Raw genomic sequence first — 23,384 nt, forward strand, 5'->3', positions numbered from 1 at the left:
TGGAGGGTTTAGCTTCGTGAATCGCTCCAAACGCGAGGAACTTACCTCACATTTGGAGGGTTTAGCTTCGTGAATCGCTCCAAACGTGAGGAACTTACCCCGCATTTGGAGGGTTTAGTTTCGTGAATCGCTCCAAACGTGAGGAACTTACCCCGCATTTGGAGGGTTTAGTTTCGTGAATCGCTCCAAACGCGAGGAACTTATCTCGCATTTGGAGCGCACAAGTATCCACATGAATGAATGACGAAGCAATTAATATGCAAAACAAACTATATAAAAATGGCCGGCATGCTGTTTAGCACACCGGTCACTTTATTAGATTAGTAAACTTAATTACTTAGCTTGCAATGTAGCCTTTTGACAAACCTGACGCCAAATACCATTGCCGTCATAATGCTCGTCTTCAACAGGAGCACCTAGCTTTTCAAAGCCGCCGCGAGCGTAGTAATCTTTACGAAGATTGAACATAAGAACAAACTTCTTATATTTACCTTGCGTCCAAACGTCGCCGTTCTTGCAGCGTTGGCGCCACCAGCCTCCGCCCATGTTTTCCTCTTCAGCAACAGGAGAGCCAAGCCAAGCAGCACCGCGATGTCCGTTATAAGAGTCGCGTAACTCAAACTGAATCACGTACTTAGTGTCTTTACCTTGCGTCCAAACGTCACCGTTTTTGCAGCGCTGACGCCACCAGCCTACGCCCATGTTTTCCTCATCGGAAATAGGCGATCCAAGTCGCGAATAGCTTCCGTGCTTGTAGTAGGAGTCGCGCAATTCGTACTGAATTACGTACTTCTTATCTCGGCCCTGCGTAATAACGTCGCCGTTCTTGCAGCGTTGACGCCACCAGCCGCCGCCCAAGTTTTCTTCGTCTGCAACAGGAGCGCCAAGGCGAGCGTATCCGCCGTGACCGTAGTAGGAGTCGCGCAATTCATACTGCAGAATAAAGCTTTTATCTCCGTTGGTCCAAAGATCGCGGCGATTTGCTTTCTTGCTTACTTTCCAGCCGTCTCCAACATCTTGCGAAGAATTCGCGCTGGTATTAGTAATCGTGTTACCAAACTCAGAAACGCCATTGATTTCGCCGCCATCAGCCATTCCAAATGCGTTCAAATCAACGCGACCCTCAATGCCGTTCACACTGCCGCTTGACGTATACTGCCATCCGCGCAAAGCTGTAGAAATAGGGAAGCCTACGCGAGAACCGTAGCTAGCAACCCAGCTTGTGCGCTCGTGAATATACTGAGAATTTAATGGTCCTCTCAAATAATTCGTATAAGAGTAAACGCCGAGCTTATGGTAGCCTGCAGAAACTAACTGATTCCACCATGAAGCAACAATATCCTGGTAAACGTATGGGGATGTTGGTGGTTTATGACCGCTCCAGCTCCACCTTTCCAAGTCGTAGTAAACCGGGTAAGTCAAATCTTCAGGATCTACTCCAGCACCCTTCAAAAGATCGACAATATCCGCGCCTTCAGCTGCACCATCTTCCGGCTTTTCTGCGTAAGAATACATGTAAATGCCAAATGGAATACCAAGACGCTTGCACTCGCTAATATTACGCAAAGCCTGCTTGTCGTAGCCATTACCCCAACCGTAGCTAATGCGAATAATCGCGCCGTCTATGCCGGAATCTTTTACAGCATCCCAATCAATTAAATGCTGATGCTCCGAAACGTCAATAACACCTTTGGCGTTTTTAACGAATGCGTCACCGTTTCCGTCAATAAAAGCAGGTGAACCATCGGAATCTTCCCAATGAGCGCCATATTCATTTTCAGAAAGTGATGTTTGACGCACAACGCCGGAAGCATGAGGTTGCACTATAGGATTTGCAACATTATTTTTCAAAGCGCCAGTAGGCAATGAGGTCTGCTTAGGTGCTACAACGTTCATAGTAAATGCGGTAGCAATCGAAGCTAATCCAGCTAATACACGCACGATAATCTGTCCCACGAGTCCTCCAGACATGTTTTTTACGTGTTTATCTGCTACTACCATAGCAACAGCACCATAAAATTGGCGCAAAATCAACAGAAATGTCGTTTTTTATTTCTCTACGTGACTTTAGATTCTTGTACTAGACTATACTGTCTACTTGTAAATACAGTTTCTGGAGATTGTTAGATTATGAATACTTCGTTAAACAGCGCGCATGAAAATGTGCCAATTTTGTACATTGTTGTACCTTGCTTTAACGAGGAAGAAGGTCTTTCTAAAACGGCTGCGGTTCTTCAAAATAAGATGACTAATCTTATGAATCAGAAACTTATTCATTCCTACAGTCGCGTAATTTTTGTTGACGATGGTTCAAAAGATTCTACTTGGAATTTAATTGCTTCTTTTAATCGCAAAAATCCTTCACTTTTTGGCGGTGTAAAGCTTGCGCATAATCGCGGCCACCAAAATGCGCTGTATGCGGGTCTTATGTATGCGCGCGAGCAAGGTTGTGATGCGGCAATTTCTATGGATTCCGATTTGCAAGATGATGTAAACGCTGTTGATGAAATGCTTAAAAAGTTTGCGCAAGATGGTTGCGAGATTGTTTACGGCGTTCGCTCTTCGCGCAAAAAAGACACTTGGTTTAAGCGAAATACGGCTTTGGCTTTTTATAAGATTTTTGCCTCAATGGGTGCAGAAGTTGTGCCAAACCATGCGGATTATCGTTTAATGAGTTCGATTGCGTTGGATGCTCTTTCTGAGTACAGCGAAGTCAACTTATTCTTGCGCGGAATTGTGCCAATGCTCGGTTTTAAAACAGCAAAAGTTTATTACGAGCGTGGAGTAAGAACAGCTGGCGTTTCTAAATATCCTTTGAAAAAGATGATTTCCTTTGCTTTAGAGGGAATTACGTCGTTTTCTGTTAAGCCGCTGAAATTAGTTACGTATATGGGCTTGCTTTCTATTGTTATTGGTTTTGCAATGTTTATTTACGTAATTGCGTCGCTGTTTACTAATCACACTGCTGTTGGTTGGTCTTCGCTTATGTGCTCAATATGGTTTATTGGCGGATTCCTTATGATTTCTATGGGTATTCTTGGAAGTTATATTGGCAAGATTTATTTGGAATCGAAGCATCGTCCTCGCTACTATATTGAGCAATCTTTGTAAATATAATATAAATATAATTTTGTAAATACGATTTTTATAAATAATCTTTGTAAAGGCACTTTGTAAAAGTAATCTTTTAAAGGGGTTTGAAAGTATGGTTAAGTGTTTGCAGAATATAAGCGTAATGCTTGGGCGCTTTTTTAGTACTGCCGCACTTTGGTGCGCTGCAGTATTTTTCAGCGCATTATCATTGCTTAATCTAGTTATTTCAGCTCATCTTTTACCAGGCGACTACACTCTTGAATTTTTATGGTTCCAAGCTCCATTCGTAATTGCTATAAGCGCAACAATATTCTTTATTATTGCGTTTTTACGAAAACGTGAGCTTATTAATAAGTTGCGTATACGCTATGTTGCGGCCGCTGTTTTTGCTTATGTTTTTGTGGCAGGTTTAATTTGGGTACATGTTACTCACGCGTGGCCGGAGTGGGATCCAGCATACCTGTTTAGTGCAGCGCAATATTATGCAGATCCTAATAGAACTCATGTGGTTTGTGGAGTTGACACTTCGGAACTATCTTGGATTGTGTGCCCGGGCGGCTACTTGACGCGCTTCCCATTCCAATTCCCGCTTCTTTCTCTTATGCGATTTTTGGTAATCGTTTTTGGCCATAACGCATACACGGCGTTTGAAGTTTTGAACGTACTATGTGCGGCTATTACTGGCGTTCTTATTGCGTACTACGTGAATTTATTATTCCGCAATAAAAATGTGACGATTCTTTCTTTGCTTTTTTATGCAGCGTTTTTGCCTATGATTTTTTACGCGACTTTTGCTTACGGCAATACGCTTTGCTTGCCGTTTGTGTTTGGAGCGCTTATTTTTCACGCAAAAAATATTCGTGGCGGCAGTTGGCGTGATGCAATGCAATCGTTGATTTGCATATTCTTTGCAATATTACTTAAGTCTACTATGGTTTATTGCTTACTTGGCATGATTGTTGTGTGGATTGTGTCTGCTTTGCGTTCTAAAAAGTGGGAGCATGCTGTTTGCGTGTTGCTTGCAATCGCGTTCTTTGCTTTAAGTAATGTTACGGTTGCAGATGCAGCTAATTCTTTCGGTCACAGTGCAAAAGATGGTTTGCCTTCTACAGTTTGGCTTGCGATGGCAACGGATCCTGCCAGAAAAGGTGGTCCAAATAATCCTGGCTGGTATAACGGATACCCAACTAGCTTTGACGTTGCAACCTATAATAAAGAGACTATAAAGAAGGAATCTACTGAATTTTTACGCAAAAATATTAATTTCTTCTTAAAAAATCCTAAGCAAATAGCGACTTTCTTTACTAAAAAGTTTGCGGGAGAGTGGCTTGAACCAACTTACGAATCTTTGCTTGCAAGCAGTTGGAAGTGGAACGGTCCGTACAGGCAGGTTTTAATTGATCGCAAAATGAATCCTGCTTTGCGCTCGCTTTATTCTGGAAAGTTAAATATGGTTGTTTTTACTTTCCTAGATGCTCTTCAATTTATGCTTGTTGCGTTTACAACAGTATTTTTGTGCGTATTGTTGCGTAAAAGAAAGTCGCCTTCTTCTTTGTCTAAGATTTCTTGTGAATTTTCTTACGAATACTTGACTCCGCTTTTAACTCCGCTTGTTATAGTGCTAGGAATGGCAGTTTTGTACATTGTTTGGGAAGCGCAGTCGCAGTATATTCTTCCTGCGTATTTGCTTATGATTCCGTTTGCAGCTCGCGGCTTTGATATGTTACTGACGTGCTACGAAAACCGTGCTGCACATAATAGTAATGCAGCAAATCCAAGCCAAAACTGACGGCATTGTGCATGAGATTATTGCTGTTACTATCATGCTCCAAGCTGCGTAAGTAACGTTTGCAGCCATTGCGCGCGATGCTCCAACTTTCGCAATACCGCGGTAATAGCAAAGGTACGAGCTCACTCCAAGAAGGCCGACAATAATCGCCATTCCTGCTATTTTGAAAGATTGAAGCGAGCTTGTGTTTAGTGAAATATAGGATTCTAATCCTGTAGAAGTGACTGCAGAAGTGCCTGTAGAAGTGACTGTAGAAGAGACAAATATACTAGAAACAATCGCAATAATCGCAATAATAACGTAAGCAAATGCGGATGTAGTTTGGCGAATATGAAGTATTATTTCGTCGTCTATGCTTTTTTGGCGCGTAGCCCAAGCGCACACAACTGCTTCGCTTCCCCAACCGACTACGCTTAAAATTGCTCCAGCTAAACCAAGTATTGTGTTTGAATTTACGTAAGATTGAGCATCTTGAGCGCAAGAAAAGTATCCTAAAGCAGAAACCGCAATAAGAGCTAACGCAAAAGCTGAATATTTTGCCGCACTTAAGCGCTCGCGAAGTATTAGCGCAGAAAGTACGGTTCCAACTGCAGGGTAGAAGGCGGAAATTGCAGCAGCGTATCCAGCCCCTATATTGCTTGCTGCTAAAACGTATCCGCTCATGCCGAGCGGTCCACCAAGTAAAGATCCTACGATAATAAGTGCCAGAATCCGTGGTTTATTTAGTATTTCAAGCGTTTTATGCCATTTTTTTCGAGTACTTATGTAAATCCACATAAAAATTGCGCATACAGCGTCGTGGAGTAGAGCTCCAAGAATACCAACGAATATTACTGAATTAGTGCTGCTGTTATAGCTAAGAAATGTGGTTAAAACTGCAAGTAAGGCAGTGTCAATTCCCCAAAGGAATCCGCTTAAAAACGCGTATTTCATAAGTACCTAATTTCGTGTTTTAATTTTCGTACATTTTAAGAGCTTCATTAATATAGCGTTTTGCGTACCGGTAGTAGGTATACATGCAAGTTCCTATGTTCTCGCCTTCCGCTTCTTTAACAAGCGACCACAAATGCCAACACCATCCTGCGAATCCCACAAAAGCCAGCAAATGACGCTTTTCTTGAGTTGACGGAGTGTGTGCTAAATAAATAGGCATAGCTTCGTTTATTTCAGTATCGCTAAATTCGTCCGAAACGCATAACGTGCCAAAATCTTGCGCATAATCAGACATTCCGGCATATTCCCAATCAATAAGATGGTATCGATTTTGTTTGTCGATTAAAATATTTGCTCCCAAAACATCGTTATGGCAAGGACAGTAGTTTTGTGGATCCTTAGATACTACTAATTCGTGAAGCTTTTTTGCGCTCAATCCCAGATCAATAATTTTTTGCGGAATCGTAACTTTTCTATTATTTAATTCGCTTATGTAACGTTGAGATTCTAAGTAAAAATCGAAAGTTCTAAGCATCTTTCTGTTGCTTTCGTGTAATAAGCGCACTAAAGCCAATCCCTCTTTAAGCTCTTTCAAATTGTGCATATTAGCTGTTTTGCAATCGGGCAAAAAGTGCGAAATCTTCCAGCCAACAGTTTCGTCTGCTGCAATAAAAGTGCCGTCTAAACCAATCTGCTTAGCAAGATTTAATGCTTCAACTTCCGCCTTTCTATTAATAAGTACGTCTGTGCCAACGCCAGGATGTCTATAAACGTACTCGTTTTTTCCAACTGAAAAATGGCAAGATAAATTAGTAAGACCATTTTTTAGTGGATACACGTTATAAATATCGGATTTCTTGCAATTAAGCGTTTTAGTGATATGGTCAAAAATTGCGCTATCAATATTTTCTAGGAAAAGCGGATCAAATTCGCGCAACTCGTCAATAGAATCAAATTCGTGAATAATTGGCGGATTGTATTTGCGCATTTGCATATCTAGCTCGTCAATATGTTCAATAAAAATATCTTCCCAAAGTTTTCCTGCAGTTTGCGGCAAATCGTATTCTTTACGAAGAATTTGCACAAATCGCTTAGAAAATTCGGTGTCGAAATACACGTGACCAATCATGTACCAAGCGTCACTTCCGCCAATCGTAACTTTTGTAATGCGATTATGTGCTCCGCAAGTCATGCACCATTCTTTAGTGTATCCTTGCTGGAATTGTGCGGAATAATAAGCTTTCCAAACGTATTTTTCAAAGGGATTTTCGTCAAAATAGTTGTCTGATGAGCAAATATAAGTGTTAGATAACTGGTTCGCTACAGCCATAAGTGAACTGTTATTATTGCGAGTGTTGTATTCGCTATTTGGCACGATTTTTACGTTAAAAGCGTCTTCTAAGTAGAAAAACTGCTCCTGTTTGTAGCCAACAACAACAGTTATATCGTTAATCCCAGCTTCGTGAAGTTGCTTGATTTGGCGCTCAATAAGAACTTCGCCTTTTACTGTAAGCAAGCCTTTTGGAGTTTCGTACGAAACTGGTGAGAATCTTGACGAAAATCCTGCGGCCATAATAATAGCGTTTTTAACTTTGTGCGGCTCAAGTTCAGCAAGACCTTTAGGTGTAATTTGCAATGTTTCTGCAGCTTTAATAAGATGCTTATTTTCTGCGCTTTTGATTGAAGAATTGACGGTTCCGAGCGAAATTCCTGCGCGCGTGGCAATATCTCGCTGACTTATTTGCTGGGAGTTGTTTGTGTTATTTAGTAGGGCAGTAAGTAGCCTAAATTCGTTGTGATTAATAGCCATGCGCATCTCACTTGTGATTGGTGTTTTGTTCATTATATAACAAGCGTTCAAAAATAGCTATTGAATCTTTATTTTGAACAGCGTGCGTTTCAATCCGACCAAAACTACTCAGCTGTGTAAAGAATAGGTCGCCCGCAAGCAACAAAGCGTATATAATGAATAACCATATGACTTATCGAGAGTAAAAGTGGAGAAACATACAAAAGGTGTGAATTATGGCGTCAGTATTTCGTAGATTATTCCGTGGGCTTATTGACCGTTGCCCTTCCTCTAAGCGTTCAATAAGAGATCTTCGCGCACAAGTTGGCGATTTGCAGAATCGCTTAACTCGCATGCAGGAAATTCTCGACGGTCAGCTGGTACATATACTAGAAAATCAGCGTATGCTGCACGTCGATATGCTTACGAATCGTGAGCATTCGTCACTTTTAGGTTGGTCTAATTACAGGCGTGACAATGAGAGCGATTTGGACGCGCGTAAGCGTTTTTACTATTCGCTTCCTAAAGCAACAGGTTCCGTGCGACTTATTCAACGAGGTTGCGCTAGTCTTTTAAACGAGTTTGCTGAAATTGCGCGCGAGCATAATCTTCAATATTGGGCTGATTTTGGAACTTTGCTTGGTGTTGTTCGTCATCGCGGATTTATTCCATGGGATGATGATGTTGATCTTGGAATGATTAGAGAAGATATTGATACTTTACTCAATCTTCTTCAAAATGATGAGGAATTGTCGAAACGCTACCGTGCAGTTCTTGTTTTTGATCCTTACGTATGCTGCAGGCAGTTGCGTTTGCGCTACAAAAATCCTGAAAATCCTAGCTTTATAGATATTTTCTTCTACGATTATTTGCCTGAGTACAATGAGCAGATTAGACGAAGATTTATTGAGATTCGTAAAACTTTGCAAGATGATTTGCGCTCGCAGCCATTCTATGATGAGTGGCTTAAAGGCGGGTATCGTGAAGATGGTGCTAAGTTTACTAGAGAAATCGAAAGTATTTTTACAAAGTATCGCGAAATTGCGCAAAACGAAAATATTATTTCTAAATCTTCAACTAATGAAACTTATGGCGTTATTTACGGTATTGATAATGTTGATGCAGAATCCATATATATGGTTAGCTGCAAAAACATGTTCCCGCTAAATCAAGATCAATTTGAAGATTTTTCAGTATGCGTGCCAAATGATGCGCAAAAAATTCTGTACAGTTATTACGGGAATATTTATCAGCTTCCAGCAGACATGTTCTCGCACTTCCAGCATGTTAGTCGCGATTGCCTTGAGAATCAGTGCATTATAAATGCGATTGAGGAAGATATAGCAACAAATCCTTACGCAACTAAGTAAACTCTCGCATATGTAAGTAAGTAAATTATTTGCTATTTCGCCTCATAAGACGGAACTTTTTCTGCAATTTTGCAATAATAGACGGGAATGCTATTTTCTTCGCTGTTTTTACGATTTTCTCGCCAATAACGTAGCGTGCAGAAGTGCGAATACTGCTAATTTCCTGCTCGTAGTTTAGAGTTTTGCTCTCAAATTTAAGCATGCGCTCTTTAAGCCACAAAGTGCGTGAAGCGGTATTTAGCTGCAACTTTTGGAATTCGTTATACGAAAGCTCATCGTAGAAGTAGCTTGGCAAATTCTTAGAAATTTGATCATAATCCATAATTTGCATCACTTCTTGAAGCTTATTATGAATAATATCTGCCAAAGATTCAGACGTTACTCGCGTATGGCAGTCGTGAACAAAACTGTTCACAAGCGAATTTACGTATCCGCGATTGTATTGATCAAGCAAGCCTTCGCTTTTAAGCCATTCTCCGGTTTCGATTACGGAATCAACTTCAAGAGGCGCTTCATCTTTAATGGCGTGATGCTCAATAGAAAGCCAGAAGTTTTCTGGAATATTAGTGTGGTGAAGGTTTTCGAATCCTTCGTCAGCTCCAACACTGAATCTTCCATAAGCATCTTCGTAAGTTTTAGACAAATCGCAATACAGTATTTTCTGTGCTTTTAATGCTGCGCGAGTTGTAAAAGTCATTAAAGTTGAAGGCAGGTCGTGTTCTCCAGCTTCAGCTTTAGAAGCTTTCAAAAAGTCGGTTCGCCAAATTTTTTGCCAGCCATAACTGTAGCAGCTGTCTAACAAAAGTTCCGGAATATCGCTAGATTTATAAAGACCGTAACTTACGTCTTTATTAGCATCTTCCGAATTCGTTGGCATAATAAACTGCTGGCGCAGAATATTAGATTCTTTAGTTTTTGCGCTATTTTTTAATGCACAATCAATCAAATAATCGCTGTGTTTGCTTTTATTGTTGAAGAAAGCGAGGTCGACGCTGGCTGTTTTACTATCATTTTTATTCGTGACTTGGGCAGCGTTTTTGGTTGCATATTTAGCCGCATCTTCTCCATTTTTTTCACAAATTTCGTTATAATACTGCACCTGATTTAGCGCTTCAGATAGCACTTTTTCGTTAATTATGTAGCTTGAAGGCATAAACATTGTGTATGTGCCGTGAGCGTAAGAAATTGCTTTAGAAAGCATATCTTTAATACTTGCGGTATCTTCATGCGACTGAATTGTAAAACGCTTATCTTTGCTAGTAAATTTTTTGGCAATTGCAAGCGTACTGTCGTTTGAATGCGAGTCAACAATAATAAATTCGCAAGGAATACTGCTTATTGAGCTGCAAGCTTTAAGCGAATCAACAATCCAAGAATGAGCATTATGCGTAAATATTACGAGCGAAAGCTTAGGATTTGCCTCTGCTTTTTGTGGCTTAACTTCGTATGACGAGCCGAGGAAATCCATGTAATAATCCATAAATTCTGGCTTAAGGCGTGATGCCATAAGGAAAACTTCTTTTGAATCCATGGAACTAAAAACTTCATAAATAAGTTTGCGGATTTCCGGATTCTTATCGTCAAAACCAAACTCTGTAATCAAGGAGTTTACGTAATCAAATTCGCGAGAATAAAAAGCGTGCAAAATTTCGCGAGAAATATTCTGCTTACTAAGAAACTCGCGCATATCTCGCAAACGGTCGAAAGGAAGATGGAAATCCTTCAATAAGCTAGATGCGCCCGGATTAGTTTGACGATAATAGTAGTACTTTCCAGGATTCCAGCAGATTTTATTTGCTAAAACCATAGTTTGTGCAAAGAAAGGATTATCGGTCCATCCGGCTCCAGGAATTGGCTTAAAACGTATGATTTCGTGATTGCGGTTATCTCCGTTAAGAAAATCTTTGCGGTAAATAGCCGACCAAATAGAAGGATGATGGTAGAAAGGCTCAGCAAATTCGCTAAGATTAAAAATAGTGCGATGCTCAGGCATGAAATAGCACAAGTTTGGCGTTTCTACAGCCGACTTATAACCATCTTTGCCGTCGTAAAAAAGCCAGTATCCGCCTTTGATAACATCTAGGGTTGCGCCAGTTTCGCCGACTTTGTCAGAATTTTTTCCAGCAATCTCAACATTGCTTAGCAAACGCTCATACATATGCGGATCAATAAAATCATCAGGCTCAATAATGCTAATCCACTCGCCTTTAGCGCGTTCCAAACCGCGATTGCAAGTAGCTCCGTAGCCCTCGTTTTCTTTTTCAATTACCACAAAGCGACTATCTTTTTTTGCAAAAGACTTCATAATATCGATGGAACCATCTTTGCTTCCATCCGAAAACATCAAACATTCCCAATCTTTAAAAGTTTGATTTTGAATAGACTCTAAACATTCTGGTAAAAAGGCTTCAACGTTATAAATTGGAACAATAATCGATACTTTCGGCATACGTACGATGTTAGCATAAGTGGTTTATGAATGTTGATTTAGTGTATTCAAATGCAGCGCTCAATTGTTATTACTAAAGCCTATTTTCAACTATAAGCTCGTTTTAGCAATAAGCTCATTTAGGCTAAAGTATCATTTCAATTAAAACATTCAATTACAACATAACTGATATTATTAAGAGCGTGAAAAATCTCATGGCTCGTTGTCGTAAAAAGTACGCGTATGCAAATATCGTGCTTCGCGGTTTAGTAAAAACCGATTTTAAGCTGCGTTACCAAGGCTCTTTCTTGGGTGTGGCGTGGTCGGCGTTGAAGCCGTTGATGATGTTTTGCGTTATGTATCTTATTTTTGGCAAGTTTTTGCGAATGACAGACGGCACGCCAACATACCCTGTGGTTCTTTTAATGGGAATTAGCGCGTGGCAGTTTGTGCAAGAATCAACTTCGATTGGTTTGCGCTCGCTTGTAGATCGTGGCGATTTGTTGCGCAAAATCCATTTTCCAAACTACATTGTGGTGGTTTCGGCAACGGTTGGATCTTTAATAAGCTTTTTGATTAATTTAGTAGTCGTGCTTATTTTTGCGATTATTGGCGGAGTGCATTTTACGTGGAGAGTGATTCTGCTTCCAATAAGTCTGATTCAGCTTTATGCAATTGCAATCGGAATGGCGCTAATAATGTCTACTATGTACGTGTTCTTCCGCGATATTTTGCATATTTGGGAAGTGGCTCAGCAGCTGCTGTTCTACGGAATGCCGATTATTTATCCGCTTAGTTACGTGATTAATAAGGGCGGTATTTTTGCGGTGCTGGCAAAGCTTGAGCTGCTTAATCCTATAGCGCAATGTATTCAGGATATGCGACACAATATGCTGGCTCCCGAAACGCAACCAACTGTGTGGAGTGAATTTGGATTCTCGTGGATGTCTTGCGTGCCGCTTTTGCTTACCGTGCTAATAGTGTGGCTTGGAGTGTATATATTCCGAAAAAATAGTCGCACTTTTGTAGAAATTATGTAGCGTGCTAAATTTACGAAAAATTTTACGATATTTATGACAGTTACGATGGGGAAGTGAAATTTATGAGTAAGTTGCAGGAAGAAGCGGCGGAAGTGCAAGAAGCGCAAGCAGCGCAAGTGCAAGAAGCGCAAGCAGCGCAAGTGCGTGATGACGATATTGTTTTATCAGTCAATCATGTAGGAAAATATTTTAAGTTACCAACCGAGCAAGCAACCGGCTTAAAGCAAGCGTTTATAAATCTTACTAAGGGTATTAAAGGCTACAAAATTCAGAACGTTCTTAAAGACATAAGCTTCGACGTGCATCGCGGCGAATTCTTTGGCATAGTCGGGCGAAATGGCGGAGGCAAATCAACCCTCTTAAAAATTATTTCGCAAATCTACTATCCAAATACTGGAAGTGTAAAAGTAAAAGGCAAGCTTGTGCCGTTTATTGAGCTTGGTGTTGGTTTTAACCCGGAACTTACCGGCCGCGAAAACGTGTATCTTAACGGAGCTTTACTTGGATTTACTCGCGCAGAAATCGACGCAATGTACGACGATATTGTGGAATTTGCTGAGCTTGAAGACTTTATGGATCAAAAGTTAAAGAATTACTCTTCGGGCATGCAAGTTCGCTTAGCGTTTTCTGTGGCAATTAAAGCGCAGGGAGATATTTTAGTTCTTGACGAAGTTTTGGCCGTTGGAGACGAAGCTTTTCAGCGCAAGTGTGACGCGTTCTTTACAGATATTCGTAAAGATCCAACTAAAACCGTTATTCTTGTTACGCACGATATGAATGCTGTGAAACGCTATTGCACGCGCGCAATGATGATTAGCGACGGTGAAGTTGCAGCAATTGGAAACACTGAGTCCGTGGCAGACCAATATACTTTGGCAAATATTGAGGCAGAGCGCGAAAAGCAAAATAAGCTTGGTGAAAAGCTGGGCAAGGGGCAGTATGCTCAAGGTTTGAACGCAAAGTGTCCGCTGCTTAGAACCTATGCTTTGGAAGACAAGATTTACAAGAGCAGCGATACTTTCCGTTTTGCTGTGGAATATCAGTACGACGAGCCGGGTGACTTCTATTTAGCGATTGCTTTGCATGACATTCGGCGCGGAGGAATTACTTACGATACTGGTTCTAAAGTGCTGAAAATGCAGAAGCGTGGGCATCAAACAGTGTATTTTGAAATGCCGTTAAATTTGTTTAACAATGGCGAGTTTACGCTGTTTACTTCCTTGCGCACGCCTAGCCCAACTGAGGACGATTACACGGATTTGCTTGCCGTGGCAGTGGATGCGAACGCTTGCACGTTTGTGATTAGAGATAGTCGAAATCGCGACTATGCTTTGCTAAGCGATCGCGCGATGATGATTAAGCAGGTTTCGTGAAACATTTGCCGGAAAATTACCGGCAAATGTTTCCTATGTCACTGTTACTTGTTGCTAGCTCGGAAGATTTGCTCCCAACTTTCAACGCTCGCCATATCGTAGCTGCGATACTCTCTAGACAGCTTCTTCCACTTACGCAACATTTTTAACGCCAAAAGTGCGTCCGCGCGCAACATTTTACGGAATAACTTGCTATCTCGCTGGAAAAGATTAAGAGTAGTGCCATCTGGAGCCGTAACGATTGCAGTATTAACTCCCACAAACGATGGCCAAGAAACGTCTTGCGCTGGAATCGCAACTTCTGGACGAGGATTCTTCGCATGCTTTTCGTGAGCAAACAAAGCCTTAATCGTAGCGCGCTTCTGCGTCTTACGCAAAGCCTTAGCGTCGTGCGCAGTAAACGGACTTACGTGCTCTCGCAAAACCTCGCTAATAAGCGCTTCGTCACTTACAGGCTGCGTATCGCTAAAGGATTGACGCGCTTTACGAACCTCGCCAAGCTTTTGCGGCATTGAATCAACAATATATTGTGGTCCGCGCAAAATATCCTGCAATCCCATATGATGCAAATGCATAGCAGAATACGCAAGTTTTAAGCCGGAAGCCAAGTCGCTTCGAAGCATCTCAATCGCAAAACGTAAGCTTGGACGAGTGCAATGAAGCAGTCCGCAAATCCAACGATTGCGCTGGAAGAAATACTCTTCCCAAGTGCGCGAAGGGTCTTTATCGTGCCAAGCCTGGTGCCAAACTGCCACTCCCGGCAGGCAAATCGTGTGATACCCGTGCTCAAGCGCTCTAATCGAATACTCAGTATCATCAAACTTAATAAACACAGGAAGCGAAAGACCGATTTCTTTCATAATCGCAGTCGGAATAAGACTCATCCACCAACCGTTGTAATCAGTGTCTATTCGCTGATGGCGCTCAGGGCAATCTTGCAAAGTAATAGCTGCAAAATCATGATTGTAATCAAGATTCTGCGAAGGCTTCATCCACACGTTGTTGCGAGTGAATCGTTCGCCTTGAGTATAAAGAACCGTGCGATTGTCAAGATGAAGCATCCCTCCGCCAATAATAGCAGGCTTAATTGTGTAGTCGGCAAACTGAAGCGCGCGAAGAATGCACTCTGTTTCGCTAATTGCGTCGTCGTCAAGAAGCATAGTGTAGCTGCTTTTGCCGGCTTTAAGCGTTTCAAACATGCCTCGCGAGAATCCACCGGAACCGCCTAAATTAGCCTGCTGAATGTAAGTAAGTTGGCTGCCAAGATTTGCGCTTGTTTCGTTAAATCCAGGTTGATTCTTTACTAAATCCGTGCCCTGATCTGTGCAATAAATTGTGTCAAGTCGCGCGCGAAGTGCTTTGTTTTCTGCTATTGCCTTCAGCTGATTGTGGCAGTATGAAGGGCGGTTAAAGGTAGTAATAGCAATAGAAAAAGTGCTATTTGATTGCTTCTGTTTTCCTGATTGCACTTTATTCGCGCATGGCACGCTCCACTCAGCATTGCTAACAGTAAAGCAGCTAGAGTCGCTTGCTTTCGCTTCAAACCAAAAATATCCGCCGTCTGCAAGACCAGTCATAGGAATTTCGTAGCTAATAACTTGAGCTGGCTGATTTGTTTGATTGCTAGAATCAAACTCAAACTTTTGCACCGGATACGTAAGTCCGCGACCGGTCGAACGCATAAGTTGCAACGCACCTGCTCCCTCAACGCGAGCAGTAAACTTAACAGTTTTTACGCGCGTCCAATGCTGCCAATAGCTTGCAGGAAAAGCGTTAAAGAAAGTGCAAAGTGACACGTGCTTTCCGGCGGCAACGCAAAGTGAGTTGCGCGAAAGAACAGTGCAGATGCCTTGAGTTTCAACATTTGGTAGGTGGCTGCTAGTATCTGCAAGAAGCTTTTTGAAATCAGTGAGATTTAGATTATTTATATCGATTGCGCGCGTATTCATACGAGGATCGAGCACAGTGCGCTGCAAGTAGGAGCGATGCCACGGTATTACGTAAAGTGGCATAGTAATTTCCGCGTCTTTTACCGGGTAAACAACGCGATTTACAACTTCCCAGCTTTCGTTGCTGCTATTTGCGCTGCTAGTATCTTGCTTTTCTTGCATTGCTTGTTTATCTTTGGTTTCTGCACTCGTTGCCTTAGTCATATTAGACATTATATATACGTATATATACGCTTAAGCCTATTCTTAGAATGTATTGTGCGTAAAACAACCGAAAGTACGAAAGGTAAATAATATGACGCAGGCAGCAACCTCCCAAAATGCAACTTACCCAGATTTAGTAGTTGTTGGAGCGGGCTTGTTTGGTTTAACTGTAGCTCAACAAGCAGTGGAGCATACTGGCGCTCGCGTTGAAATTATTGACGTTCGTAATCACATTGGTGGAAACGCTTACTCGTATTTTGACGAGAGCACGGGAATTGAAATTCACAAGTACGGCGCGCATCTTTTCCACACAAGTAACAAGCGCGTATGGGATTATGTGAATCGTTTTACGTCTTTTACTAACTACGTGCATCGCGTTTATGCAACGCATGACGGCGAAGTTTATCCGCTGCCAATCAACTTGGGTACAATTAACCAATTCTTCCACGCGCACTACACGCCAGAAGAAGCAAAGGCTTTGATTGCAAGCCAAGCGGGGGAGTTTGCTGGCAAAGATCCGCAAAATTTGAACGATAAGGGCATTAGTTTAATTGGGCGTCCGCTTTACGAGGCGTTTATTAAAAACTACACGGCAAAGCAGTGGCAAACGGATCCTTCCGAGCTTCCTGCTGGAATTATTAAGCGCTTGCCTGTGCGATTTAACTACAATAATCGCTACTTTAAAGACACTTGGGAAGGCTTGCCTACTGACGGCTACACAGCTTGGATGCAGCGCATGATTGACGATCCTAGAATTCACGTTTCGCTTGGCGTAGACTTTTTCGACGAATCGCAGCCGTTTAATAAGCGTGCGTTGGCTGAGGCTGGAGTTCCAGTGGTTTATACCGGTCCGGTTGATAGGTATTTTAACTATAAGCTTGGCGAGTTAAAGTGGCGTACCGTGGACTTTAAGGAAGTGCGTTACGAGGAGAGTGACCACTTTGGCTGCCCAGTTATGAATTATTCGGATGCGGACGTTCCGTTTACGCGCGCGATTGAGTTTAAGAACTTTAATCCAGAGCGTGAGGAAGTTGAGGGCGTTGCTGGTGAGACTAGTGGTGAAGCTGATTTCGTGCCGGGTAAAAGCGTAAAAGCTGGGGAGACTGTTGTGTGGCAGGAGTATTCTCGCGCTGCAACTCGCGACGATGAGCCTTACTATCCTGTGAATACTGAGGAAGATAAAGCCTTGTATGCGCGCTATGCGGAGCTTGCAGCAGCTGAGCCGAACACTGTTTTCGGCGGTAGGCTTGGTACTTACAGCTACTACGATATGCACAACGTAATCGACATGGCTTTGCGTGCTTACGAAACGCAAGTAGCGCCTTTGCTTAAGTAATCTCAACTTTCGTTGTCGCGGCGCGCGCGTTAAAGCGGTAATCGGGGACACGGATGCAGAAAGCGTACTGCGCGAGTGTCCGAAGATAGGCAAAATCAGACCCTCACGCAGAACGCAATCTGCGTGAGTGTCCCTAAACCACCAGAATGGGACACGGGTGCAGAAAGCGTACTGCACCAGTGTCTCCAAAAAAGGTCACGGCGCGCGCGAGTTTGCAATATCTCAAATTCGTGGTATTCTGTTTAAGTTGTTTGCTTAGCGGGTGATTTGCTTGCTAAGTTAGCAGTTTGGAGAATTCGCCTAGTGGTCTATGGCGCACGCTTGGAAAGCGTGTTGGTGTAACAGCCTCACGAGTTCGAATCTCGTATTCTCCGCGCTTAAGCTTCTGACGCTGATTTAGCGTCGGGAGCTTTTTGTTTTCCAAGTTATGCTGCTTACCCCGTTTGCGCGCGTGCAATATTAGTTGGGCGCGCGTGCAATAATTGCTGCATAATCGCTTGTTTTGGGGATGCGAGGTGAATCTGATATGTCTAAGCTTAAGTTACAAACTGGCTCTAAAACTTTCGACACTTCAAAATCCGCTGCAAAAGCAATAGCGAGTACGCCGGATCGCCCTAATCCTGCATTCAATCATTCAACGAACGCCATACTCATCGGCATTTTGTTAACTCTTTTAGGCGGCGCATTCTGGGGCGCAAACGCAACAGTTTCAAAAATCCTGATGTCAACGTATCACGTATCTCCGCTGCAAATTGCGTGCGTTCGTCAAATTGCAGCCGGCATATTGTTTAGCATTACTGCAGCAGCTTGCACTCCTAAAAAACTTGCAGGAGCAGTAAAATCTGGCCGCACGTGGATTTCGATGGCTGTTACTGGCGTAGTTTGCGTGCTGCTTACGCAAGTTTCGTACTTGTGCACAATCGACTGGACTAATTCCGGAACCGCAACTGTGCTTCAAAGCCTTAATCTTCTATTCGTGCTGGTTTATGCGTGCTTGCATACTCGCCGCGTGCCAACTATTCGCGAAACAATTGGCGTTGTTCTAGCTTTTGCAGGAACTGCTTTAATGGCAACGGGTGGCAATCTTTCTTCGCTTTCCCTGCCGATTATGGGTTTGCTTTGGGGATTGGCAGATGCTGCAAGTACAGCGGCGCTCGCGATTATGCCGGTGAAGTTGATTGCAAAATGGGGAAATCTTACTGTAAACGGCATTACTTTTATTATTTCGGGGCTGATTATGCTTCCGTTTGTGCGCCCGTGGGAAACTATGCCTCCGCTTGATTGGCGCGCGCTTTTGCTGTTTACTTTTACGGTTGTTGCAGGCACTTTTGGCGCTTACTGGCTGTTTCTTGAGGGTATTATGCGCGTAGGTTCTGTGAAAGGAACGCTTCTTGGCGCGAGCGAGCCTGTTACTGCTGCGATTACGGCCGTTATGTTTACGGGCGCTGTTTTTTCGTGGGCGGATTTCGTGGGCTTCGGGCTTATCTTCATAATGATGATTCTTCTGTGCAAGCGTACTGACTGACTTATATATATAAAAAACACGTGTAGCCGGTCGTTCGCTGTTAACATTCGTGCTACTGCACACGTCACGTCAAGAATAATCTCCCAACCACGCACTCATCCGCAGCAAAATTTATGTGACTTTAGTTGCACTTAGTAAACCACGCACTTTACGTAACTTTCTGCACGAGTCTATGAGTTTTGTGTTGACGGTTAGTGTGTTGAGAGGCTGGAAAAATTGTGTTCAGCAATAAAAGAGGACTGAGGAAGCAACATTGTTAAAAATAGGCGAACACGGCAAAATACTTTAACAGTTAAAGCGACGAAGGACGGGATTTGCGCAAACACAAATTTTCTAGCCTCGTCAAAACCGAAAAACTAAATCAGTTACAAAGCTCATAGACGATACTAAAGAATATCGAAAACAAAATCGCGAGGAAAGAAATCCACCAAAACTCGCGCCACATTGAGGAAACGCGCACAATGCCAAGCATAAACTGTAAAATAAAAATCAAACAAAGAAAGGAATTTTGATGCGCTACCACGATACTTTAGACTCGCTGGATGTATTAGAAAAAGTGAAGGCTGATGACTGCGTCAAGTCTGCGATTGCAGTGGTTGGCTCAATGAATGCCGACTACACGATTGTTGCCGACCGTCTTCCAAAACCAGGCGAAACAGTTAATGGTGGCGAATTGAAGGTTCTTCCTGGAGGAAAGTCTGGAAATCAGGCTGTTTCGGCGGCAAAAATTGGCGCGCACGTGCGCATGTTTGGTGCTGTTGGCAGCGATAAAAACGCCGACTTTTTACTTAATTCTTTGAACAATGCTGGTGTTGACACCACTAATATTTTGCACGTCGATAACACTCCTAGCGGCGCAACGGTTATTACGGTTGATGCTCAGGGCGGCGAAAATACGATTGTTTACGCGCCTGGTTCTAATGCGCACGTTACGGTTGCGTATATTGAGTCTGTTAAAAGTGCTTTGACTAGCGCTCGCGTACTTGGCCTTTGCTTGGAAAGCCCGATGGAAACTGTTACAGCGGCGGCGAAAATTGCGCACGATGCTGGTGTAAAAGTTTTGCTTAATAATTCTCCTTTTGTGCCTACTTTGCCGAAGGATTTGATTGATGCTGCTGACATTTTGCTTGTGAATGAGCATGAGATGGCGCAGTTGCTTAAGATTGACGAGCCAGAAGATGGCAATTGGGATGGTTTTGATTGGAATCATGCTGCTGAAGTTATGCACAACTTTGGTTTTGATGAGGCTGTTGTGACTTTAGGTGGCGATGGTTCTGTTGTTTTGCAGTATGCTGAGGAAGATCCTGTTTGCCGTATTGCTGCTCAGCGTGTTAATGCTCAAGACACTACCGGTTGCGGAGATGCGTTTATGGGTACAATTTTGGCTGGTTTGGCTGCTTCAATGTCATTGCCAGACGCGGCAGCTTTAGCATCCTATGTTTCTGCGTATGCTGCAACTCGCTTTGGCGCTCAGGCTTCTTACGGAACTGCAGACGAAATTCGCGCGTATTTTGCTAAGTAATTTAAGTAATTATTAAGTAATTATTAAATAATTATTTGCGTAATTTATGCGTAAATCACCGGCTGTGTCTAATCCGGCGCGTTACCTGCTAAAATAAAAAGCGACTCTGTCACTGTACATGCAAGTTTGCAAACGGGAAGGCAATCATGTCAACAATTCTTGAAGGCAATCCAAAAAAGCAGATGATGCTTGTTACCGGTCGTGCGTATCCGGAACTTGCTGCGGAAACTGCAAAATATCTTGGTATTGATGTGCTTGAGACTACTGCCTACGATTTTGCGAATGGCGAAATGTACGTGCGTTTTACTCAGCCAGTTCGTGGATCGGATGTGTTTGTGCTTCAAGCGCATACGAATCCTATTAACAATTGGATTATGGAACAGCTGCTTATGGTTGATTCCTTGCGTCGCGCTTCTGCTCGCAGTATTAACGTGGTTGCGCCGTTCTTTGGATATTCGCGTCAGGATAAAAAGCATCAGGGTCGTGAGCCTATTACAGCGCGTCTTATGTTTGATTTATTCCGTGCTGCCGGTGCGACTCGTATTTTGACGGTTGACATGCATGCAACTCAGGAGCAGGGTTTCTTTGACGGTCCGGTTGATCATTTAACTGCTATGCCTGTGCTTATTGATTATGTGCGTAATTCTATGAAGCTCGACAACGCAACTATTGTTTCTCCTGATGCTGGGCGAATTAAAGTTTCTGAACAGTGGGCTGCAAAACTTGGCAATTTGCCTCTTGCTTTTATTCATAAAACGCGCGATATTACTCGTCCAAATCATGCTGAAGCTCATGGAATTATCGGTGATATTCAGGGGCGTGACTGCATTGTTGTTGACGACATGATTGATACTGCTGGCACGATTTGTGAAGCTGTGCGCACTTTGCGCGAGGCGGGCGCTAAGTCTGTGACGTTGGTTGCAACTCATGCTTTGCTTTCCGGTCCTGCTGTTGAGCGTTTGAAAGATGCTGGTGTTCGCGAAATTATTGTGACGGATACTGTTCCTGTGCCGGAAGAAAAGCGTCTTAAGAATATGACTGTTCTTTCGATTGCTCCTCTTCTTGCTGCTGGTATTCGTTCTGTGTTCCGTTCCGGATCGCTTGTGTCGCTTCGAAATGCGCTGCCGGAAGATATGAAGCAGCATAATATTTATGCATAAAAATAATTAGTGAAAAGCTAATGCAAAATTAACACAGTAATAAATTAACACAGCAATAAATACACACAGCAATACAGCAGGAGGCAAATATGGTCGCCAATACTACAATTGCACAAAATCAGGAATCGCTTTCTAAAGGCGACGCTTCTAAGGCGATTATTACAGTTGTTGGCTGCGATACCGTTGGTATTATTGCAAAAGTAACTTCGCATGCAGCTAATCATAACGTCAATATTTTGAATATTTCTCAAACTATTGTTGACGGATTCTTCAATATGATGATGATTGTTGATGTGGCGACTATGGACTGTGAATTTGGTGAGTTTGCGGACGGATTGGAAGCGCTCGGTAACGAAATCGGCGTGCGTATTCGCTGCCAGCGTAGCAATATTTTCACCGCAATGCACAGAATCTAAAATTCGTAGCAAACTCGTAGCAATATCGTAGCAATCTAAGTAAATGTAAGGAAGTACGCCATGCTCAACCTGATGGAAGTAAGCGAAACTAATTCGATGATTGAGCAAGAACAGCTCGACGTTCGTACAATCACAATGGGAATTAACTTGCTTGATTGCGCTTGCGAAAATTTGCAAGATGTGTGCCGCAATGTTGAAGAAAAAATCACGCGTCTTGCAAAAGATCTCGTCAAAACTGGCAACGATATTTCGCACGATTACGGCATTCCAATAGTAAATAAGCGCATTACCGTGACTCCGATTTCGCTTGTTGGCGCGTCGTCTTGTAAAAAGCCTGAAGATTTTGTGCAAATTGCTCACGCTTTAGACAGGGCAGCGCACACTGTTGGAGTTGATTTAATCGGCGGATATTCCGCTCTTCCTGCTAAGTCAATGACAGAAGCTGACCGCATGCTTATTGAGTCGCTTCCGCAAGCCTTAAGCGAGACGGAAATTGTGTGTTCGTCTGTGAATGTTGGCTCAACTCGCACTGGAATCGACATGGATTGCGTAGAGTTGCTTGGTCGCACGATTAAAAAGATTGCCGAGGCGACTGCTAGCAAAGATTCTTACGGCTGTGTTAAATTTGTGGCTTTTTGCAACGCTCCTGACGATAATCCGTTTATGGCAGGCGGCTTCCACGGTGTTACTGAAGGTGATGCTGTGATTAACGTGGGTGTTTCCGGGCCGGGCGTAGTATCTAGCGCACTCGACGCGGCTCGTGGCAAAGACTTTGCTTTTCTATGTGAAACTATTAAGCGCACTGCTTTTAAGATTACGCGAGTGGGGCAGTTGGTTGCACAAGAGGCTTCTCGTAGGCTTGGAGTGCCGTTTGGCATTATTGATTTGTCGCTTGCGCCAACGCCTGCAGTTGGAGATTCAGTTGGTGAAGTGCTTGAAAAGATTGGTTTGGATCAGGTTGGAGCTCCTGGCACAACTGCTGCGCTTGCAATGCTGAACGATCAGGTTAAGAAGGGCGGAATTATGGCCAGCAGCTATGTTGGCGGTCTTTCCGGAGCGTTCATACCTGTTTCTGAAGATGCGAACATGATTGCTGCAGCAAAGTCTGGTTGTTTGACTATTGAAAAGCTTGAGGCAATGACTTGCGTGTGCTCGGTTGGTCTTGACATGATTGCTATTCCGGGAGAAACGTCCGCAGCTACTATTTCTGGAATGATTGCTGACGAATCCGCAATAGGAATGATCAATCAGAAAACTACTGCAGTACGCATTATTCCTGTGATTGGCAAGGGCGTTGGGCAGATGGCTAATTTCGGCGGTTTAATGGGATATGCGCCTATTATTCCTGTGAATCAGACCAGTTGCGAAGCTTTCGTAACGCGAGGCGGGCGTATTCCGGCTCCAGTGCACAGCTTTAAGAATTAGTGATTACTCAGTAATCACTGAGTAATCACTAA

Annotated in this window: 16 protein-coding genes and 1 tRNA gene; 12 read left to right on the top strand and 5 right to left on the bottom strand. The window is 43.0% G+C overall.

The window, feature by feature from the left end; genetic code table 11:
- Window positions 1-333: 333 nt before the first annotated feature.
- Entirely contained in the window at window positions 334-2,001 is a 1,668-nt protein-coding gene (locus ACJV7B_RS01605) for a GH25 family lysozyme (RefSeq protein ID WP_419388816.1), read from the bottom strand.
- Between the two features lie 129 nt (window positions 2,002-2,130).
- On the opposite strand from ACJV7B_RS01605, the gene ACJV7B_RS01610 reads away from it, so the two are divergent.
- On the top strand, window positions 2,131-3,111 hold the full coding sequence (locus tag ACJV7B_RS01610) for a glycosyltransferase family 2 protein (RefSeq protein WP_419388817.1): 981 nt from the start codon (window positions 2,131-2,133) through the stop codon (window positions 3,109-3,111).
- 94 nt (window positions 3,112-3,205) lie between these two features.
- A complete protein-coding gene (locus ACJV7B_RS01615) occupies window positions 3,206-4,882 on the top strand; it encodes an ArnT family glycosyltransferase (RefSeq protein ID WP_419388818.1) in 1,677 nt (558 codons plus the stop codon).
- On the opposite strand, the gene ACJV7B_RS01620 is transcribed toward ACJV7B_RS01615, so the two are convergent.
- Window positions 4,817-5,815: an EamA family transporter gene (locus tag ACJV7B_RS01620; protein ID WP_419388819.1), complete on the bottom strand. Its 999-nt coding sequence runs from the start codon at window positions 5,813-5,815 to the stop codon at window positions 4,817-4,819. The genes ACJV7B_RS01615 and ACJV7B_RS01620 overlap by 66 nt on opposite strands.
- A gap of 19 nt (window positions 5,816-5,834) precedes the next feature.
- Window positions 5,835-7,625: an NTP transferase domain-containing protein gene (locus ACJV7B_RS01625; protein WP_419388820.1), complete on the bottom strand. Its 1,791-nt coding sequence runs from the start codon at window positions 7,623-7,625 to the stop codon at window positions 5,835-5,837.
- A gap of 215 nt (window positions 7,626-7,840) precedes the next feature.
- Here ACJV7B_RS01625 and ACJV7B_RS01630 point away from each other — a divergent pair, with 215 nt between their 5' ends.
- Window positions 7,841-8,974: a LicD family protein gene (locus tag ACJV7B_RS01630; protein WP_419388821.1), complete on the top strand. Its 1,134-nt coding sequence runs from the start codon at window positions 7,841-7,843 to the stop codon at window positions 8,972-8,974.
- A gap of 25 nt (window positions 8,975-8,999) precedes the next feature.
- On the opposite strand, the gene ACJV7B_RS01635 is transcribed toward ACJV7B_RS01630, so the two are convergent.
- Window positions 9,000-11,423: a glycosyltransferase family 2 protein gene (locus ACJV7B_RS01635; RefSeq protein ID WP_419388822.1), complete on the bottom strand. Its 2,424-nt coding sequence runs from the start codon at window positions 11,421-11,423 to the stop codon at window positions 9,000-9,002.
- Window positions 11,424-11,617: 194 nt separating this feature from the next.
- On the opposite strand from ACJV7B_RS01635, the gene ACJV7B_RS01640 reads away from it, so the two are divergent.
- Both ACJV7B_RS01640 and ACJV7B_RS01645 read left to right on the top strand, forming a co-directional pair.
- Complete coding sequence (locus tag ACJV7B_RS01640) at window positions 11,618-12,442, top strand: ABC transporter permease (protein ID WP_004133710.1); 825 nt, start codon at window positions 11,618-11,620, stop codon at window positions 12,440-12,442.
- A 62-nt stretch (window positions 12,443-12,504) separates the two neighbouring features.
- The gene (locus ACJV7B_RS01645) at window positions 12,505-13,815 is read left to right on the top strand and encodes an ABC transporter ATP-binding protein (protein WP_419388823.1); all 1,311 of its coding nucleotides are present in this window, start codon (window positions 12,505-12,507) and stop codon (window positions 13,813-13,815) included.
- A gap of 44 nt (window positions 13,816-13,859) precedes the next feature.
- On the opposite strand, the gene ACJV7B_RS01650 is transcribed toward ACJV7B_RS01645, so the two are convergent.
- Entirely contained in the window at window positions 13,860-15,968 is a 2,109-nt protein-coding gene (locus tag ACJV7B_RS01650) for a glycosyltransferase (protein ID WP_375169550.1), read from the bottom strand.
- 91 nt (window positions 15,969-16,059) lie between these two features.
- Here ACJV7B_RS01650 and glf point away from each other — a divergent pair, with 91 nt between their 5' ends.
- The 7 genes from glf to ACJV7B_RS01685 all read left to right on the top strand — a co-directional run bounded on the left by glf (window position 16,060) and on the right by ACJV7B_RS01685 (window position 23,352).
- A complete protein-coding gene (glf, locus tag ACJV7B_RS01655; protein WP_375169299.1) occupies window positions 16,060-17,304 on the top strand; it encodes a UDP-galactopyranose mutase in 1,245 nt (414 codons plus the stop codon).
- A 289-nt stretch (window positions 17,305-17,593) separates the two neighbouring features.
- A tRNA-Ser gene (locus ACJV7B_RS01660) sits at window positions 17,594-17,678 on the top strand.
- Between the two features lie 152 nt (window positions 17,679-17,830).
- Window positions 17,831-18,829: a DMT family transporter gene (locus ACJV7B_RS01665; protein ID WP_375169300.1), complete on the top strand. Its 999-nt coding sequence runs from the start codon at window positions 17,831-17,833 to the stop codon at window positions 18,827-18,829.
- A gap of 511 nt (window positions 18,830-19,340) precedes the next feature.
- Window positions 19,341-20,351 carry a ribokinase gene (locus tag ACJV7B_RS01670; protein ID WP_004136737.1) on the top strand — a complete coding sequence of 337 codons (1,011 nt, stop codon included), beginning with the start codon at window positions 19,341-19,343 and terminating at the stop codon, window positions 20,349-20,351.
- Window positions 20,352-20,497: 146 nt separating this feature from the next.
- Entirely contained in the window at window positions 20,498-21,511 is a 1,014-nt protein-coding gene (locus ACJV7B_RS01675; protein WP_004136739.1) for a ribose-phosphate diphosphokinase, read from the top strand.
- 89 nt (window positions 21,512-21,600) lie between these two features.
- Window positions 21,601-21,927 (top strand): ACT domain-containing protein, encoded by a 327-nt coding sequence (locus ACJV7B_RS01680; protein WP_004136741.1) that lies wholly within the window; start codon window positions 21,601-21,603, stop codon window positions 21,925-21,927.
- Between the two features lie 60 nt (window positions 21,928-21,987).
- Window positions 21,988-23,352, top strand: a complete 1,365-nt coding sequence (locus tag ACJV7B_RS01685; protein WP_375169301.1) for a PFL family protein — start codon at window positions 21,988-21,990, stop codon at window positions 23,350-23,352.
- The last annotated feature ends 32 nt before the right edge of the window (window positions 23,353-23,384 follow it).

Origin of the sequence: Gardnerella bretellae, from assembly GCF_048545135.1 — a bacterium.
In the GTDB taxonomy this organism is placed as follows: Bacteria; Actinomycetota; Actinomycetes; order Actinomycetales; family Bifidobacteriaceae; genus Bifidobacterium; species Bifidobacterium greenwoodii.